The sequence below is a fragment of the Brucella sp. RRSP16 genome (genome assembly GCF_052246815.1).
Classification (GTDB): domain Bacteria; phylum Pseudomonadota; class Alphaproteobacteria; order Rhizobiales; family Rhizobiaceae; genus Brucella; species Brucella intermedia.
In genome coordinates this window covers 1-15,224 of the sequence record NZ_JBQQAM010000004.1, presented here as the reverse complement: position 1 = coordinate 15,224, position 15,224 = coordinate 1, and the positions used below count along the sequence as shown (strand labels likewise).

Genomic DNA, 15,224 nt, shown 5'->3' with positions numbered 1-15,224 from the left:
GGCAGACCTTCAAAAGCGCAAATTGTCGAAGTGGTTACAGGCCGACCTTGTAGGCCTGCTCGATGTCGGTCACGGACAAGAACGCGAGCCCATGCGGCTGTTTCACGGCGAAGCCGGAGCCGCAAATGTACCCGGCCACGTATTCGTCATTGATGCGGATAACGCCCACATCGCCACGGCGGGCAGAGAGCCGATTGACCGGCTCAAGCTGGAGATAGGTTTCGAATACGTCCTTGACGTTCTCACAGCCATTGGCGCGCATCTTCCGGGCTGCCCCGGCTTCGGTCTTGTACTTGCCACGAAACTCCGCAAGCGGGTCTTCGCCGGTTACGGCCTTGATGGCATCGGCGGCAGTCATGAGGCAGTCCGAAACGCCCCATTCCGGCGCGATCGATACATGAGCCGTCGCAAGGTCTTCCAACGCCCGATCCCAGCCGGGAACCCTAGCCGAATTTGATTTTGAAGAACTCATTCTTGATCCTAGCGGCGTATTCGAAAAGCATGTCACCGGGCGACACAAGCTGCTGGTCCTCATGCGAGGCGTAGCGGTAGCCCTCGCGGAAGTTGTCGACCGCGCCCGTTTCAATGTGGCCTTCTAACCAGACCTCATCGCTTTCTTCGCGGTGGTCGATGTAATCGACATAGCCGTACCAGGTCGGCTCGGCATGAAGGAAAGCGTTGTTGTCTGGGTCGAAATAAAAGTCGTAGAACGTGACAGGTCGATTTTTATAATCTTCTTGCTCGATCAATCCGAGCTTATCCGGCGTCAGGCCGAAATCGGCGGCAGCGGGCAGGCGCATGGTGACTGGCTGGGCCGCAGTGCCGAGCGCATACATCGGCTCATCAATGTCGATGATGGTGTTGCCGTGATAGGTCAGGCCGCCATAGTCGACGCTGCCCTTACCAGAAAAAAATCCGTAGATACCGGTGCCGAACTCGAACTTCACGGCAGAGGCGATCTTGCCCCTGCCCTCGTTGAGCAGTTGCTGTAGACGTGCGGGAAAGGCCATGAGTTACCGTCAAACCAATGAAAGGGTGGATTCAACCGCGCCCAACTGATAACTGGCCGGCATGATTAGAAGCGTTTGCATGTTGATTGTCGGTTTTGGCGCCTTGATCCAAGGCGTTCTTCGCCTTGGAAACCCTGCCCAGGCAGTAGAAAAAACGGGCTGGTTATATCAGCAGTTCGGAGACCAAGGCGTGGCTATCGGCATGATCGCCATGGGTGCCGTCGCGTTGGCCATCGGGGCCATTATGTTCAACAACACCTGGATTCGTGCTATTCGCGCTCGGCGACAGCGGTGATCTGCCTATCTCGGCACCTCAATGAGCTGAAAAGACGCATCGGGAAACTTGCCTTCGCCAATTTCCCATGTCCGCGGCATGAGCCGCATATTCATAACAGGGTCTTTGAATCGCACCGTCGCGCCGACAGTGATGTATGACGGCAGAAAGGGCTCAACTTTCACCTGCACGCTCGTGCTAGCCGCTGTGGCGTCGGCAACGATGCGGGCGATAAAGTTGTAGTCGCCAATCGTGAAGCCCACCAAGTCGCCGTTCGTCAGCTTCAACCCCACTGCGGCCCCGTTTAACGTAAGTGTATTGCCGTTGATCGCGCCCAGTGAAGCCGTACCGCCAATCGCCGGGTTGCTTGCGTCGCCCCAGTAGGCTTGAGGAATGCAAACATGCTTGGGGGTATAGTGCACCGTCACCTGACCGCCGCGGCACCGATCGATGAAGGCCTCGAGCCTCTGGCGCTGCGCGTTCGTCATCGCTTTTATTTTCGCCGTCCACGTCCAGAACGGGTCGCCATTTTCAATCGCCGATATCGCCCGATCCCCATACTGAGACATAGAGACCGGGCGATTCAGCACCGGGAAAGTTGGCTGATAACGAAGGCCGACAGGAAGAAGTTCAGCCATTACTTTACCATCCCTCTTGAATTTACCTGCCGCAGATCGCGCGCGGTCCGGACGGCACCCGACTTATCGTAGGAAGCCAGCCCCTGCTTGACGTTGCGCTGCGAGATGCGTTCGACCTCGGCCTGCCAGTTGCCGTCGCGATCCACAAAGACACGAACATCGGCAATGCCGGCTTGGGCCTGCTGCGACGCAGCAGATGAGCGCAGGATCGGCATGGATGGCGCGCGTAAAGGTGAGCCGCCGTCCTTCAATCCGATAACACGCCCGCTGTTGATGGCTTCCAGCAAAGCACGGTTGCGCTTTGTCGCGGCCGCATTAACGACGAATTCCTCGTCGCTCAGCATCGCCGGGATTTTGTCGCCACGTGGCCCGCCAGGACCGCGAACAATGCCACCGCCTGCGCGCTTTACCGGACCACCGTTTTTACGGAAGATGCCACCCAGTACACCGAATAAATCGAAGCCGCCTTTGTCCGTATCGAAGATATTCGCAAGGCCGATATCGATTAGCTTTTGTGCAATGCGGCCAAGAGCGTTCGCGAAAATCTCAGCTGACTTTGCGCCGTTTAGAAAGTCATCAGCAATCCCGCTAACTAGATCCTTCTGGAAGGCCGCCATATCTTCAGCGGTTTCCTTGATCCGGTTCTGCGCCTCCGCAAGCTTATTAGCCTCTGCGCTAGCTAATGCCCACTGGTCTGCAGTCTGGGCAATCTGCGCCCGCAGTTCGGGCGTTAGCGCCACGCCCGCCTTTTGCGCCGCATTGAGCAGTTCCTGCTCAGTACGCGCCTTCTCCATGGCATAGCCATAGTCGTTGATCAGCGGGTTGATCTGGCGCTGTGCTTCGGTCTCTGCGACAAGGGCGGCTGTGCGGTCGGCGATACGTTGAATGTCGCTGTCGAAACGCTCGGCGGGAGTTTTCTTCGTTCGACCCTTTTTCTTATCGTCTGGTGTCGTTGCGATACCGCCGCCGTAGCCCGATGGGGTTGAGGCGAGGATTTCTTGAGCTCGTTTATGCTGTTTTTCTAACCTATAAGCAGCATCATCCGCAGCCTGAGCTTCCTTTTTAGCGACCGCGGCCCAGGATTCTAGCGGCGAAAATTCCAGCCCCCATTCACGAAGGGCCTGCATTTTAATAAGCAATTTGTCAAATGCGGCATCTGCCGTAGTAGCGGTTGCTCGCGCTGTCTCAAGTTGCAGGCTGATCTGCTTTACCAGCTCAGCTTGATATGCCTTCGACGCCGAAGCCGCACTTTTCAGCGCCTCCTCGTTCGAGTTTATCGCAGAACTAAACGCCTTCGCCGCCCGGTCGCCCGACGACATGTTGTTATAGAGCAAATAAACCGCTCCGGCCGCGGCACCGGCCAGAAGCCCTATCGGGCCGAGAGACGCGCTGAACGCAGCAACAACACTGGTTCCGGTGCGCAGCGCGGTCAGAAAAGAACCGAGTGCGACGACAGCCTGACCAACCCCGACAACGACGCCAGCAATCGCCCGTCCAGTGAAGGCGGTAATCAGTACCGTTGCAAACGCTGCAACGACGTCGGCAATTTCTTTGAAGTTGTCAGCAACATACTGCAGCGCGTGAACCAACTGCGCACTTGCGCCCGCCGATTTGTCGGCGTTGCCGATATAGGCCGTGAATTCATTGTTGAGCTGAGTGAAGGCGTCTGCAATTGTCGCGTTCGTTGCCTTGAACTGCGCTTCAATTGGCTTCTGCGCGTTCAGAATGGCCTTGAATACACGATCGGAAGTAAGTTTTCCCTCTTCACCTAGCTTCTTAAGCCCGGCGATAGAAACCTTAAATTCGTCAGCGATTGCCTTCGCAATGACTGGCGCGTTTTCACGCAATGACCGGAGTTCGTCACCCTGCAGCACGCCCGAGCCTAGTGCCTGACCAAGCTGGATAAGCGAGGCTTGTTGTTCTTGTGCTGACGCGCCGCCGGCCTTCATCGCCTTGGCGACTAGATTTGTGGCGAGCGCGATCTCTTCTTCTGACTTAGCAACTCCAGACGCAGATCTGATCAGACGAGCATAAAGCTCTGTATACGTCTCCAGACTGGTGCGTGCTTCATTCGCCCCGTCCTTCAAATCATTCAACGACCAAGCACCAACACCCGCTGCGGTCGCGGACGCACGAATGAGGTTTCCCGCCTGTGTCCACGCGTCCGCATACTGCATCAACTCGCGCGTACCCAAAGCTGCAGTAATGCCGGTTAGGGGAGCGGCGAGATCTCGCATCGTACCCTTGCCGATATTGCCAAGCGCCGCATTTATGCGCTGCACGCTTGCGTTTGCTGACTTCTCCATCTGGCCCAACTGGCGCGTGAATTGCCCACGCTGCCGATTGATCGCGTTCTCTAGCTTCTTGAAATCGGCTGAAAATTGGACGACAAGAGATTCAAGGTTAGTGGCCATGGTGGGGAGGCTCCATGAGAGTATGTTTTTTGGTGATTGCTGCCGCCGTTATGGCAATTCCCGCGCAGGCTAATGAGCAGAACGATGCGTTCGCGCGGGCCGCTCTGGAGTGCTGGAACCCGCCTGCTTCTTTGAAATTGGCAAGCAAGATTGTTCTCTCTGTCGAACTGGATAAAGATGGGGATTTGTCGGATGTGACTGCCAAAGAGTTCCCGAAAGACGGGATTGGAAAGGCTGGCGTGGAATCGCTCAACCGGGCCTTACAACGATGTGCGCCGTACAAGTTGCCGGGCGGCACATATACTTTGACCATCGATCCGAAGGCCAAAGGCGCAAAGTCGCTGAATCCGTTTAAGTAGATTTGCGGCGTCACTTTACCAATCATGCCGACACGAGCCATACTCCTTTGCGAGGAGGAATATCTATGAAAGCGATAACTACAGTTTGCGTAGCAATGTTGGCTTTGTCCGGTTGCGCCAGCAATCAGGCATCGGACACGGCGAACAAAGAACTAAGATGCCAACAACTGCTTAGCCGGGCCAACTATGCTGGAATACTGGAAGCTGAACGCGCTCAGGCGCAGGCTGAAGCGACACAGTTGGGTTGCTACTAGAAAGCAACCCTACCCCTCGCTCACCCACTCCCAAAGCTCGTCTTTTTCCGCCTGGCTCAGCCCGCCATCGTCGGTCGAGTTGGCTTTGACGTAACCATCGACGGCAGCCATGAACTGCCACATGGACATTTGCCTTACTTCTTGCGGGGTAAAGCCGAGCGCCGCGCCGTTGCCGTAGACCGCGGCAAATCTGACTTTTCCGTTGGGGAGACTGTCAAGCTGTTCTCCGTCCGATTTGCCGCGGCTTGCTCCCCCACGGGCTCCTCCGGAACGCCTTGAATGCCAGCCTGCAGGATGATGGTCGCGAAGACGATATTCTCGGCAGGCGGGCGCTTTTCGATGTAGGTTCGCACGAGTTTCGTGGCGGCAGTCGGTTCCAAGCCTCCACCAATCAGACCCTGCCGGATAACATGAGCAATATCGCCGACGCGGCACTGTTTGGTGAATAACCGCTCCAGAATGACCCAGGGGCCGGCGTCGCAAGCCTCCTGCAAGGCTTCCAATTCACCCCAACCTAGGCGAAAGGTATAAGTACCATCCGCCCAGTCGAGTTCAACTTTCGCGTCCCTGCTCATTACGGGGCCGTCGCCGCCGAAGTGCGGACCATCTCGCCGTCGGACTGCAGCGAAACGTTGTTCGTCGCGCGCTCTCCATTGTTGGCGCCGATTTCAAGGTTTTCGACGTGCATCTTGCCGGTATACGTGTAGGTCTTGGCTGGGAAAACAATCTCAACCTGTACCGGTACAGAATCGATGCTCTCCCAAGCATCCAGCCACGTTTCCACGGATTCGGAAGCCAAGACACCCTCGCCGCTGATACTCATTGAGAGCGATGCGGCGTCACGACCGATCCAGTCGACCTTGTCGGGGTCTTCACAATCGGGAATTGAAACTTCATTGAGGTTTTTCGAAAGTGTGATCGACTTCTGCGTGAAGCCGCACGGCGCAGTGTAAACAATCGGCGATGCGTCATTGCCGATCTTAACGCGGACCTTGCCGCCTTTGATCGTCGTAGCTTGAGCCATTGCGGCCTCCATACGAAAAAGACCACCCAGAAGGCGGTCTATAGATAGATTTTTGGGGTGGTCGGCGTGGAGGCCCTAGGGCTGCTCGATGATCGCCGTGTAACGGATCGACGCATGATTGATCGCGCCGTCCTGTATGTAGTCAGTTCGCCAGTAGTCGAATGTCACGAGGGCATTAGATGCCAAAGCAGGCTCCCACCCTCGTGTTGCGAGACGCACTGCGTTTGCGATGTCGCGCATCTGCTTTTTGGCTGGCTCAATCGACCAGACATCCAGTTGGAAAATGATATCGTCAGCGAAAATGCAGTCGGCGTTTGCCTGCTGAGCGCTCGACGCGCCGATGCTGACATACGGAAAGATCGAGGGTGAGACTTGCCCTTGGTCATTCGTCGGCGGGTTATCGTAGCTGCGCTGACCAATCAGCGAGACAAGCGCGGGAAAGCTGCGCAATCGCTGAATAATTGCGCCCTGAAGTTCTAAAACCGGGTCCATTAGCGGTCCGCCGCGATCTGTTTGGCTGCCTTGGTGATTGCGCGCGACACTCGGGACCGTGCACTTCGCCGCTTAGCTCGCCATGAGACGTAAAAGAAGGGTTGCGCCTTTGACCCAGGGTTGAATGTTCCGGGGAACATGCCGCCGTTCACGTGTGGCGCGCTGCCGAATTCGACCAGATGCGCGTACCGGACCCTTGAATTGCCGGCGTAAATCGTGATTGTCAGCTTGCCGTCATTCGACTTAACACTGCCAATGCGCTGGCTGTACTTGGGCGCTTGGCCCCACGTCCACCCAATGCTTTCCATCAATTCACCGTCATCGACGGGAACCAAGTTTTGCATCATGTTGACGATGTCCTGCGCGCCTTGCTCCATAGCGGCTTTGACAAGTGTTTCAGCAACTTCCGGGAATTTCTTGAGCTTTATCTGCAGGCGGTCCAGACCTTTTATCTTAACCGCCATCACGTTTCCTCGCCTTCAATCGCTAGCATCTCAACGTACTGCCCGCGCTCGTCGGGATTTACAACCGTCTTGATACCGAAAACCCGGTTCGGCTTGTCCCCTGTCTTCCACGCCCGTGCGTCGTATGCCCGCCACGATGCCGTTATCTGCCTTGCCGCGGTGCTGCCGCGGATGGTCAGATTGTACGGCTGCATGGACTGCATTCGTGCGGCCATGACGCTTTCGGAATTGCTGCCGTATCGCGGTTCCAGCCTTCCGGGCACGGTAAACTGGTCAACCCATTCGCCGCGTGTTCCGCCGAAACCGTCATCCACTTCCTGCCTGACCTGAAATGTCAAACGGCAGTTCAGGCTGCCGGCGCCTGCGCGCTTCGCCATGCTTCGGCCTCGTCTTTCGTAGGGGTTGGAAGTCGCTCGGCTTTGCCAGCGGCAACAGCGCGATTAGCGCAAGGTGTGGTCACTAGCCCGACGTAGCCCGCCGGGTAGCGGATCGTTACCGCAGGCTTTGGAATGAAGTCGTAGGTGGCTGTGAAGTGGAGCCAGGGCATTGATTACTCCGTAAGAAAAGGGCGCCGTAGCGCCCTAAAATCAGTACCCTCTTCTGATGTAATACCCACCGCGATAGTGGTGACGATGGTGATTACGCCAGCCGTCATGTCGGTAATAGCGGTGTGAATGCCACCGTGGCCCACGGTAATGGCGGTGGTGCGAGCGCCAATGATGGCGCTTATAGTAATGCCGCTTCTTCCAGTGTTTCCGCGAATGATGTCCACGATGATCCCGGACCTGCTCAACATTGGAGCTAATGTCCGGCTTTGCAACGTTGATTGTTGGTGCAGCTTGCGCAGCACCTGCCCCGATCAGCAGCCCGACGCCCAGAACCCCAGCAATAAGTCCCTTAACAAGCTTCATTCTGCATACTCCTTTCAAGACGCATCCTGAAGGATTATGCATGAACTTGCGATGAACGGCACTACACCCTCAACAGCCTGTACGGATCAAGCAGCCAGCGCGCCGACCGGTTTTCGAACAGCTCGGCAGTCGATTGTCGCTCGCGGTTTTCGTAAAGATCGCCAGCAATAAGCAGCACGGCCGCATCCACTTCGGCTTCAGCCCCTGTCGGCACCGTGTCGCGGTTCATATATCGCAGAGCCGACCCTTGAGCGGCGGACAAATAACCTTCAAGCTCTGCATCCTCATCATCGAATTGAATTCGAAGATGCCGCTTCAGTCGGTCAAGATCCACCGCCACGTTCAAAGCCCTTCCGCTTGGCAGGCTCATCTGCGACGCAACCCAGCGTTCGAGCCACCTCAGCCATGCGACCCTTCACAGTTTCGCCAACTTCGAACTGGCGGGGATAAACCTCACCTTCAGACACCGCCCTGAATGCCTTTGAAACACGCACTTCCATCAGCGCCTCCTATATGAAGGGCGCCCGGAGGCGCCCTGTTATGTATTGGTTAAGGCGTCGGTGCCGTTGCGATCTTATGGTAACGCAGGGCCGTCGGATCAGTCACGCCGCCGCCAACGCGCTTCGTGGTGTAGAACTGCACGAAAGGCTTGTTGGTGTACGGATCGCGAAGGATGCGAATACCCATGCGGTCAACCACCAGATAGCCGCGCTGGAAATCACCGAAGACAACCGGGATGGCGTCAGCGGCGATGTCCGGCATTGCAGCAAGCTCGCTGACCGGGAAGCCAAGGACCGTTGCTGGCTGGCCCAGAACCAGACCCGGCTGCCAGATGTAATTGCCCTGACCGTCCTTCAGCTTACGGATAGCGCCCTGCGTCTTGCGGTTCATTGCAAAACGCGCATTCGGGGTGCGCTCGCTAGGCAGGTCATAGACCAGATCAATAAGGCCATCGGTCGTGAGACCAGCTGCGTCACCGCTATTCACCGTCGGGATTGCGCCCCACGGGTGCGAATTCGCCGCCGTATAGGTCAGCAGACCCTTGGGCTTGTCGGTGCCATTTCCGGAAACGAACGCAATGCCTTCCTGATAGGCGAACTCGGTCTCGACTTCACCGGCAAGCCAGTTTTCGAGATTGATTTCGGAATCGTCCAGCAGGCGCTGCGTTGCCGCAGGATTCGCGTAGATTTCGCCGGTGTTGAACTTCACCTCGGCGAACTTTGCAGCCGGGGTTTCAGGACGCTCAGCGGCTTCACCTACCCAGCCCGAAGCCGTAGCGCGGTCGTTGTAGAGCTTGGAGAAGCCATTACCAGAAATCTGAATGACCGAAGCGATACCGCGCATCGGAGAAACGATCTTCAGCTTGTCGGTGATGGTGCGGTCCCATTCGGTCGGCGCCGTATAGCCGCCATCTTCTGGAACGGCGACGCTCATCGCGGCCTGTGGGTTGGCCTGAATGAATGCGTCGATGCTTGCCTCATCGCCTTTGCGGAAGAAGCGGTCAAACGCCTTGGTGTATTCGGCGTTCTTGATGTCGCGAGCCGGGTGCGACGCACCTGCCGTCTGCAAAGCAGCGAGCTTCTGGGCCTGCTCGTCGAGAGCCGCCTGAAGATCGCTGACAGTGGCATTGATGCGATCAACCTTTTCGGTTCGAACGACATCTTCCGTGCCCTTCTTTACGTCATTGAGCGCAGCGCTGTGTTCTGCCTTGAACGCTTCAAATGCGCGGCCCTGCTCTTCGATAAGAGCTTTAATTTCGGTAGCGTCCATTCGGACTACCTCCTGAGAATTGATAAATTGCTGGAAAGTGCCGCACGAATGGCGGCTTCGCTTGTCGTGTCCTCGCCAGCATCGCGCTTGGCGTTCTCGGCGGCATCACGCTCGCCTCGAATTTCATGGAGAAGTTGAGTACGCGAGCGCCGCGTCTCACCTGCTGCAGCTAGCGCCCGGTCAATCCGGCGCATTGCTGCGATATGTGCGGGAAGTTCAGCTTTTGCGTCGGGCTTGCCGATTCCAGCGCCCTTCTCGTCCGCAAATCCCTTTTCAATGGCCTCGTCGGCAGATAGCCAAGTGCCGTCCGACGCCTTTGACGGGCCATCCAATAGAGAAAGTACGACGTCTTGCGCCAGTCCGGTTCGGGCGGCGTAAATATCCGCCATTGAACTATCGAAGGACTGAAACAGTGTCGCAGCGTCGGTAAAATCGTGCGTATTGCCGACAGCAAGGCCCCAGGCTCGGTGGATCATCATCATCGAACCGGTAGACATGATCACCCTGTCGCCAGCCATCGCGATGATTGATGCCGCAGACGCCGCATAACCCATCACATTGACAGTGACCTCGCCGGGATGGCTTGCGAGGAGATTGTAAATCGCCAATCCCTCGAACATGTCGCCGCCCGGCGAATTCACGTTCACGGTGACCGGGTTTTTCCCGATAGATCGAAGCGCGGCGGCGGCTCGCTTGGCCGTAAACCCGCCCCCGCTCCAATAATCTTCACCGATCACGTCAAAGATCGAAATAGTGTTCGGATCGTCTGCTTCTGCCGCTTGGGGAGCACTCTCCCACCGCTCCAAGGCGGAGAGAGGCACATCCCACTGATACGACTTAGGTCGCGCAACGGCTGCAACCGGCGTTCTGTTAAGGCTCATTACGCGTTCCTGAAGGAGGGCGGCCAGTTTCTGGCTGCGTCATTGGATTTTTGAGGCTGTCCGCGTCTGGATCGTCGCTCTGGCTCAAGCCCACATAATCGCGGGCTTCATTCTGTGACATCCACGGTCTAGATCCACCGGAACCCAAGGCTTTCGCGAGGAATTCGGCCTGATCTTTAATCGAACCGCGCAGCAATTCGCGCTCATCGAAGTCAGCCTGATACGATCGACGCTCTTCTCGGGTCAGCAGGCACCGAGAAACCGCCTGTTCCCAAGCGGTGAACCACGGCGCCAGTCCATAACGAACGAAAAGCTGGCCAAGGGTTTCAATACCGCTGCCCCAAGACGTGTCGTCCATCATCAACAGAGGTCGCGGCACTCCAAAAGCACGTGCAACTTCCTCAATTTGATGATTTCTTGTCTCGATCTGCTGGCTATCTCTTGCCGTCTGAGAAAACGGCTCGGCCTTCATGCCTTCTTCCAAGATCAGCCATTTGTGCGCGTTCTCCGCGCCAGAGAACTTTTCTTTGAGACTGGTGTCGAGGTTTTCGAACTCCGGGTCACCGAGTTTACCTGGGTGCGTGAGCGCGCCGCCGACCATCGTACCGTTCTTAAATAGGCGAGCCGCGGCTTTTTCGGTCTGCATGGCTAGGCCGATGGCCTCTTTTGCCTGTTGGACGCGAGAAAGTCCGACAACGCCATCGTCCGTCATATCGCGGAGATGGAAAACCTCCGACTGGGGCAGCTCGACATATCGACCACCCTTCAAGACGACTTTGTAGATGACGGTCAGGTCGTCTTTCTGCTCGACGGTGACATTGGTTGGGTGCAGGGGCTGCAAAGCCACCACACGTTTGCCGTTTCGAACAATACGAGCGAAAGCATTGCCGTAGGTCAGTGCATGTGACTGCAGCTGCCGACGGAATTCATACGCCGTCTGCCAGTTATTCGGTTGCGTAAGAAGTACATCAAACAGAGAATGATCATCGGCTGGGTGAAGTCGCCCCTTCCCGTCCTTGTGCATTAGGTAGAAAGGCAGCATCCCGATACTGCCCGAGATGAGGTCGACACAGCGAAAAACTGTTGTGTTGAACAGAGCAGCCTTGGGCGTCACCGCCATGCCGCTCGCGGTTTCTGCACCGCCACCAAGAAAGGCGGCTAGCCTTGGATCATCCAAGCCGTCGAAATATTGCCAGTCAGCTCGCGGCGCTCGTTTCGGCGCGACCGAAGGCGCTGCCTCCGGTTTGGACCGGAACAGGTCTAAAATACCCATATCTTTCCTTGTTCCGATTAGCCGGCCATTCGGATGCCGCGTTTCTTGTAGACGGACTCTTTCGGCATAACCGCGCCGTCCATCGCCACACCAACCGCCATTGCCAAAGCGACAGCAGCGTCGATGCGCACTGACGCCTTCGTCTTCACGAACCATCGGTTGTCTTGCGGGTCATGATCGAAGGTGGCGCCCATCAGGGCGGTCATAAGTACCGGATTGCGCCGCATGCGAATGCGACCGTCGATAATCATGTCTTCGAGTGCCAGAACCGATCCCGGCATCCACAAGCCTTGCGGCGGCGGTAAGCCAGCAGCTTTCGCCGCTTCTACCTTTGCTGGCTCGGGACGTGCCCGAACCTTACCGCCCTGCGGGTGTGCGACATGTTCAATGTCCAACCCGAGCGCTTCGACTTCCTCGCGGAACTTGTCGTAGGCATATCGGTCGTAGGCGATGGCCTTGATATCGAACGCTTGATCGAGTTGCTGGACCCGAGAGGCTACGAAGTCATATCGAATTCGCTTGCCGGGCGGGGCATTCAACCAGCCCTGCTTTACCCAAAGCGCATATGGCGCCTTGTCAGCCTGTTCTCGCGCTTCCAGCGTATCGGCTGGCGTCCAAGCCTCAACCCACGCATCAAACGTCGGCAGATTGACGGTAGATCCATCCTCGCGCTCCATTTCCTTGAATCCAGTAGGCACGACGCATGCAAGCACGGTCATGTCCTTGCTACCGGACAGGTCTACGCCCATGAAAACGGGTTTGTCAGCGTGTTCGACTTCAGGATCGAAATCGTCCATTACGCTTTCGACGGTCTCGCGTGGCATCCATGCCTTGTCGGCATCGGTCCAGCAGCAGAAATGCAGGCGCAGAATGCCGTTCAGCTTGCCCGGCATTTGCTTTGCCTGCGCGACAACACCGGCCAGATATTCCTGTGTCAGGATAACGCCGAGAAGCGGGTTAGCCTTCTTCCAGCAGGTTTCGTCCTTGAGCGGATCGTCGCCCTTGTCCAGCGCGCAGACATAGGAAAATGTCGTGTCGTCGATCACCTCGCCGACATAGGTAAAATCCTCATCCGGCGTCTGTGTCCCTGCTGCAACCTTGACCGCATGCTCGTGCTCTTCCCAGCAAATGCTGTTTCGGTCGCTGCCCGAGTTCGTAATCATCAGCAGCAGCGGCTGACGACGAAACTTAAAGCCGCGCTCAAGCATTTCCATCGTCGAGCGGTCGGGATGCTCATGCACCTCGTCGCAGAGCGCAAAATGCGGTCGCGGACCAGAGCCAGACTTGCCGGAATCCTTCGAGATCGGGCGAAAGAAAGATTGCGACTTGTGATGCGCAATGTTGAACTCGCGCCCGATACCGCCGCTGAACTTCAACCGTTCGACCAGTGCCGGAGCGGCGCGAACCATTTTAACGGCATCCTGGAAGAGAATTCCCGCCTGCTCCTTCTTGGCAGCCGCAGCATAAATCTGCGCGCCAGCCTCCTTGTCCGCGATCAGACCGTATAGACCGACACCGCCAGCAAACGGCGACTTACCGTTGCCCTTGCCTTCCTCGATGTAGGCGCGACGAAAGCGCCGCGAACCGTCGGCCCGTTTCCAACCGAAGAGCGAACCAAGCTTGAAAGCCTGCGAGGCATGCAACTTGAACGGCTTGCCTTCAAACTGGCCTTCAGAAAGCTTCAGCCGCCCTTCGAAGAACCGAAACACGCGATCAGCAGCATCGTCGTCCCAGTACAGCCCGCGCTCGTGCCCGTGTTCGAGATCGTCGAAATGGCGGCGACAAGCATTGCGAACGTGAGGGCCAGCAACTTCTCTGCCATCAATGACAGATCGCGCATAAGCGCTCACACGCTCAAGCGCAGGTCTATCAGTCAAGCAGATCATCCTTTTCTTCGCCCTCGTCGGGCGTTGCCACCTTCGAGGCATCGGCAGGCGTAGCGCCCATCTGGCCAAGCATCTGGCGAAGCAAATTCATCGCCTGCACGCCTACCTCCTGCCCGGCCATGATGCGTCCCTGAATAGTCGAGGCCATACCGACCAGTGTTCGATGCGATTCATTCAGCCACGGCAGCTCTTTGGCGAAAAGCTTCCAGGCCGACTTCGCCTTGATATCGGCGCTATCCTTCAACCAGACGGGAGGAGCGCCAAGCGGGCCGTTTGCGGCTGGGTCTGCGCGGTTTTTGTACCGCCCGGCATTGATTTTGTCGCGACCCTCGACCTTTGCTTTGCCGAGGGGATTTCTCGGCTTTGCCATGGAATGAAATCCTTATGGGGTCATGTTTTGAATTGCAGATGCGTGCGCTGTCGGTCCCCGCTGGTCCTGTGACTGCGGACTTGGGCGCTTTTTGATCCCCCCGTCTATGCCGGGATACCTTCGGGGATATAGTGAACTGGCGTTCCGTCCATAACTGATATGGCGCTCTGAAGGGTTTCTATCGTTTTTGCTTCCTTCAAATACCTGACAGGCAGCTTCACATGCCCGCACCCAGGCAAAACCGGCAGATAAACGATAGTTTCCAAGTCATTGTGGAAGAGAGCCAGTATATCGGCATCACGCCGATCAACCTCACGCTTCCGGCTAGCGTTGCCGCCGCGTCGGTCCACGGATATCCTGCATCTCCATTCAGCGCGTTGGCGCCTAATGATAGATGATGATTTAACCTGAATTCGATACGTCTTGTGGCCTGCTATCATAAGGACGTCGAACCCAGACGTATCTGAATGAATAGCGTGGTATCCATTCTTGGTGATATCAGCGCAAACCAGAAACTCTGCATACCTACCAAGCCTCGAATAATCAGGGCGGTTATCGTTGTCCGCTAATGGGGCGGAGATGCAATTTCCAAATAGATCCAAGGTCTCGACTCCTTGCCGACCTCATATGAAAGAGGCGGGGAGCCGAAGCTCACCCGCCTGAACCATGCAAGAGGTCGAGAATTGCATGGTTATGCTATCGGCCACCCGTCCGGTCCGAACCGAATGACATCTTGGCCGAGCTCTTCACGCTGTTTGATGCGGTCATGGCAGGGAGCGCAGAGGCTTTGAAGGTTATCGGGATCAAAGAACAGCGTTTCGTCGCCCCTATGTGGCCGGACGTGGTCACATACCGTGGCAGGCGTGACATCCTCTTGCTGCAGGCAGTAGACGCACAATGGATGCGCGGTCAGTTGCCGCTCACGTAAGCGTTGCCAGCGGGATGTCTTGTAGAGCTTGCGGTAAGCACTGGCTTCTGTGCTGCGACGGTCAGGACGCGAGCGTGTCAACGACTTTAGCTGCATTGCTTCCAATGCGCCGAGCCTTGGTCAGGGCGTATGGTTCATCGCGGTCATTGACCAACTGGAGTGCTCCCCATTTCACCGGACAGGTCGGCTAGTTTGATTTAGCCCTGATGAACTGCCGAGGGGAAGCCATCTTGAGCGCGGAATGTGGATGGATTTCATTATAGTCCTCGATCCATC

The 15,224-nt window shown here is 56.7% G+C and carries 21 protein-coding genes; 2 read left to right on the top strand and 19 right to left on the bottom strand.

Annotation, left to right across the window (positions count from 1 at the left end; translation table 11 throughout):
- Positions 1–34: 34 nt before the first annotated feature.
- Positions 35–472: a DUF6950 family protein gene (locus tag ACS5UA_RS07505; RefSeq protein WP_350303255.1), complete on the bottom strand. Its 438-nt coding sequence runs from the start codon at positions 470–472 to the stop codon at positions 35–37.
- Entirely contained in the window at positions 444–1,010 is a 567-nt protein-coding gene (locus tag ACS5UA_RS07500) for a hypothetical protein (RefSeq protein WP_350303254.1), read from the bottom strand. The genes ACS5UA_RS07505 and ACS5UA_RS07500 overlap by 29 nt, the downstream gene beginning before the upstream one ends.
- Before the next feature lie 79 nt (positions 1,011–1,089).
- On the opposite strand from ACS5UA_RS07500, the gene ACS5UA_RS07495 reads away from it, so the two are divergent.
- Positions 1,090–1,305 carry a hypothetical protein gene (locus ACS5UA_RS07495; RefSeq protein ID WP_113341752.1) on the top strand — a complete coding sequence of 72 codons (216 nt, stop codon included), beginning with the start codon at positions 1,090–1,092 and terminating at the stop codon, positions 1,303–1,305.
- A gap of 5 nt (positions 1,306–1,310) precedes the next feature.
- Here the strand turns inward: ACS5UA_RS07495 and ACS5UA_RS07490 are convergent, their stop codons facing one another.
- Both ACS5UA_RS07490 and ACS5UA_RS07485 read right to left on the bottom strand, forming a co-directional pair.
- Positions 1,311–1,922 carry a hypothetical protein gene (locus tag ACS5UA_RS07490; RefSeq protein ID WP_122003565.1) on the bottom strand — a complete coding sequence of 204 codons (612 nt, stop codon included), beginning with the start codon at positions 1,920–1,922 and terminating at the stop codon, positions 1,311–1,313.
- The gene (locus tag ACS5UA_RS07485) at positions 1,922–4,336 is read right to left on the bottom strand and encodes a tape measure protein (protein WP_443101245.1); all 2,415 of its coding nucleotides are present in this window, start codon (positions 4,334–4,336) and stop codon (positions 1,922–1,924) included. Before ACS5UA_RS07485 ends, ACS5UA_RS07490 begins: the two co-directional genes overlap by 1 nt.
- A 14-nt stretch (positions 4,337–4,350) precedes the next feature.
- Here ACS5UA_RS07485 and ACS5UA_RS07480 point away from each other — a divergent pair, with 14 nt between their 5' ends.
- The gene (locus ACS5UA_RS07480) at positions 4,351–4,695 is read left to right on the top strand and encodes a hypothetical protein (RefSeq protein WP_350303252.1); all 345 of its coding nucleotides are present in this window, start codon (positions 4,351–4,353) and stop codon (positions 4,693–4,695) included.
- Positions 4,696–5,083: 388 nt separating this feature from the next.
- Here the strand turns inward: ACS5UA_RS07480 and ACS5UA_RS07475 are convergent, their stop codons facing one another.
- From ACS5UA_RS07475 to ACS5UA_RS07405, 15 genes are all read right to left on the bottom strand, one after another.
- Positions 5,084–5,524: a gene transfer agent family protein gene (locus ACS5UA_RS07475; RefSeq protein WP_443101244.1), complete on the bottom strand. Its 441-nt coding sequence runs from the start codon at positions 5,522–5,524 to the stop codon at positions 5,084–5,086.
- Positions 5,524–5,973 carry a phage tail tube protein gene (locus ACS5UA_RS07470; RefSeq protein WP_266076930.1) on the bottom strand — a complete coding sequence of 150 codons (450 nt, stop codon included), beginning with the start codon at positions 5,971–5,973 and terminating at the stop codon, positions 5,524–5,526. Before ACS5UA_RS07470 ends, ACS5UA_RS07475 begins: the two co-directional genes overlap by 1 nt.
- Before the next feature lie 75 nt (positions 5,974–6,048).
- Positions 6,049–6,465 (bottom strand): DUF3168 domain-containing protein, encoded by a 417-nt coding sequence (locus ACS5UA_RS07465; RefSeq protein WP_100652363.1) that lies wholly within the window; start codon positions 6,463–6,465, stop codon positions 6,049–6,051.
- Positions 6,465–6,929, bottom strand: a complete 465-nt coding sequence (locus ACS5UA_RS07460; RefSeq protein ID WP_368649790.1) for an HK97 gp10 family phage protein — start codon at positions 6,927–6,929, stop codon at positions 6,465–6,467. The genes ACS5UA_RS07465 and ACS5UA_RS07460 overlap by 1 nt, the downstream gene beginning before the upstream one ends.
- The gene (locus ACS5UA_RS07455) at positions 6,929–7,306 is read right to left on the bottom strand and encodes a head-tail adaptor protein (RefSeq protein ID WP_368649789.1); all 378 of its coding nucleotides are present in this window, start codon (positions 7,304–7,306) and stop codon (positions 6,929–6,931) included. The genes ACS5UA_RS07460 and ACS5UA_RS07455 overlap by 1 nt, the downstream gene beginning before the upstream one ends.
- Positions 7,276–7,476 (bottom strand): hypothetical protein, encoded by a 201-nt coding sequence (locus tag ACS5UA_RS07450; RefSeq protein WP_368649788.1) that lies wholly within the window; start codon positions 7,474–7,476, stop codon positions 7,276–7,278. The genes ACS5UA_RS07455 and ACS5UA_RS07450 overlap by 31 nt, the downstream gene beginning before the upstream one ends.
- A gap of 40 nt (positions 7,477–7,516) precedes the next feature.
- The gene (locus tag ACS5UA_RS07445; RefSeq protein WP_162997414.1) at positions 7,517–7,840 is read right to left on the bottom strand and encodes a hypothetical protein; all 324 of its coding nucleotides are present in this window, start codon (positions 7,838–7,840) and stop codon (positions 7,517–7,519) included.
- Positions 7,841–7,901: 61 nt separating this feature from the next.
- Positions 7,902–8,210, bottom strand: coding sequence for a head-tail connector protein (locus ACS5UA_RS07440; protein WP_122003556.1), 309 nt, complete (start codon positions 8,208–8,210; stop codon positions 7,902–7,904).
- A complete protein-coding gene (locus ACS5UA_RS07435) occupies positions 8,164–8,340 on the bottom strand; it encodes a hypothetical protein (protein ID WP_162997412.1) in 177 nt (58 codons plus the stop codon). Before ACS5UA_RS07435 ends, ACS5UA_RS07440 begins: the two co-directional genes overlap by 47 nt.
- Positions 8,341–8,389: 49 nt before the next feature.
- Positions 8,390–9,610, bottom strand: a complete 1,221-nt coding sequence (locus ACS5UA_RS07430; protein ID WP_122003555.1) for a phage major capsid protein — start codon at positions 9,608–9,610, stop codon at positions 8,390–8,392.
- Positions 9,611–9,615: 5 nt separating this feature from the next.
- On the bottom strand, positions 9,616–10,491 hold the full coding sequence (locus ACS5UA_RS07425) for a head maturation protease, ClpP-related (protein ID WP_122003554.1): 876 nt from the start codon (positions 10,489–10,491) through the stop codon (positions 9,616–9,618).
- Entirely contained in the window at positions 10,481–11,764 is a 1,284-nt protein-coding gene (locus ACS5UA_RS07420; RefSeq protein ID WP_313709196.1) for a phage portal protein, read from the bottom strand. Before ACS5UA_RS07420 ends, ACS5UA_RS07425 begins: the two co-directional genes overlap by 11 nt.
- A 17-nt stretch (positions 11,765–11,781) precedes the next feature.
- On the bottom strand, positions 11,782–13,641 hold the full coding sequence (locus ACS5UA_RS07415; protein ID WP_368649787.1) for a terminase large subunit: 1,860 nt from the start codon (positions 13,639–13,641) through the stop codon (positions 11,782–11,784).
- Positions 13,634–14,020, bottom strand: coding sequence for a hypothetical protein (locus ACS5UA_RS07410; protein WP_368649786.1), 387 nt, complete (start codon positions 14,018–14,020; stop codon positions 13,634–13,636). The genes ACS5UA_RS07415 and ACS5UA_RS07410 overlap by 8 nt, the downstream gene beginning before the upstream one ends.
- Before the next feature lie 691 nt (positions 14,021–14,711).
- Complete coding sequence (locus ACS5UA_RS07405; RefSeq protein WP_350303246.1) at positions 14,712–15,044, bottom strand: HNH endonuclease; 333 nt, start codon at positions 15,042–15,044, stop codon at positions 14,712–14,714.
- Between the last annotated feature and the right edge of the window lie 180 nt (positions 15,045–15,224).

Excerpts from the sequence above, each read along its gene's own strand:
- ACS5UA_RS07440 (WP_122003556.1), bottom strand. The coding sequence starts at position 8,210 with ATGAGCCTGCCAAGCGGAAGGGCTTTGAACGTGGCGGTGGATCTTGAC.
- ACS5UA_RS07420 (WP_313709196.1), bottom strand. The coding sequence starts at position 11,764 with ATGGGTATTTTAGACCTGTTCCGGTCCAAACCGGAGGCAGCGCCTTCG.
- ACS5UA_RS07460 (WP_368649790.1), bottom strand. The coding sequence starts at position 6,929 with ATGGCGGTTAAGATAAAAGGTCTGGACCGCCTGCAGATAAAGCTCAAG.
- ACS5UA_RS07505 (WP_350303255.1), bottom strand. The coding sequence starts at position 472 with ATGAGTTCTTCAAAATCAAATTCGGCTAGGGTTCCCGGCTGGGATCGG.
- ACS5UA_RS07425 (WP_122003554.1), bottom strand. The coding sequence starts at position 10,491 with ATGAGCCTTAACAGAACGCCGGTTGCAGCCGTTGCGCGACCTAAGTCG.
- ACS5UA_RS07435 (WP_162997412.1), bottom strand. The coding sequence starts at position 8,340 with ATGGAAGTGCGTGTTTCAAAGGCATTCAGGGCGGTGTCTGAAGGTGAG.
- ACS5UA_RS07475 (WP_443101244.1), bottom strand. The coding sequence starts at position 5,524 with ATGAGCAGGGACGCGAAAGTTGAACTCGACTGGGCGGATGGTACTTAT.
- ACS5UA_RS07480 (WP_350303252.1), top strand. The coding sequence starts at position 4,351 with ATGAGAGTATGTTTTTTGGTGATTGCTGCCGCCGTTATGGCAATTCCC.
- ACS5UA_RS07485 (WP_443101245.1), bottom strand. The coding sequence starts at position 4,336 with ATGGCCACTAACCTTGAATCTCTTGTCGTCCAATTTTCAGCCGATTTC.
- ACS5UA_RS07455 (WP_368649789.1), bottom strand. The coding sequence starts at position 7,306 with ATGGCGAAGCGCGCAGGCGCCGGCAGCCTGAACTGCCGTTTGACATTT.
- ACS5UA_RS07490 (WP_122003565.1), bottom strand. The coding sequence starts at position 1,922 with ATGGCTGAACTTCTTCCTGTCGGCCTTCGTTATCAGCCAACTTTCCCG.
- ACS5UA_RS07470 (WP_266076930.1), bottom strand. The coding sequence starts at position 5,973 with ATGGCTCAAGCTACGACGATCAAAGGCGGCAAGGTCCGCGTTAAGATC.
- ACS5UA_RS07495 (WP_113341752.1), top strand. The coding sequence starts at position 1,090 with ATGTTGATTGTCGGTTTTGGCGCCTTGATCCAAGGCGTTCTTCGCCTT.
- ACS5UA_RS07500 (WP_350303254.1), bottom strand. The coding sequence starts at position 1,010 with ATGGCCTTTCCCGCACGTCTACAGCAACTGCTCAACGAGGGCAGGGGC.
- ACS5UA_RS07405 (WP_350303246.1), bottom strand. The coding sequence starts at position 15,044 with ATGCAGCTAAAGTCGTTGACACGCTCGCGTCCTGACCGTCGCAGCACA.
- ACS5UA_RS07430 (WP_122003555.1), bottom strand. The coding sequence starts at position 9,610 with ATGGACGCTACCGAAATTAAAGCTCTTATCGAAGAGCAGGGCCGCGCA.
- ACS5UA_RS07410 (WP_368649786.1), bottom strand. The coding sequence starts at position 14,020 with ATGGCAAAGCCGAGAAATCCCCTCGGCAAAGCAAAGGTCGAGGGTCGC.
- ACS5UA_RS07445 (WP_162997414.1), bottom strand. The coding sequence starts at position 7,840 with ATGAAGCTTGTTAAGGGACTTATTGCTGGGGTTCTGGGCGTCGGGCTG.
- ACS5UA_RS07450 (WP_368649788.1), bottom strand. The coding sequence starts at position 7,476 with ATGCCCTGGCTCCACTTCACAGCCACCTACGACTTCATTCCAAAGCCT.
- ACS5UA_RS07465 (WP_100652363.1), bottom strand. The coding sequence starts at position 6,465 with ATGGACCCGGTTTTAGAACTTCAGGGCGCAATTATTCAGCGATTGCGC.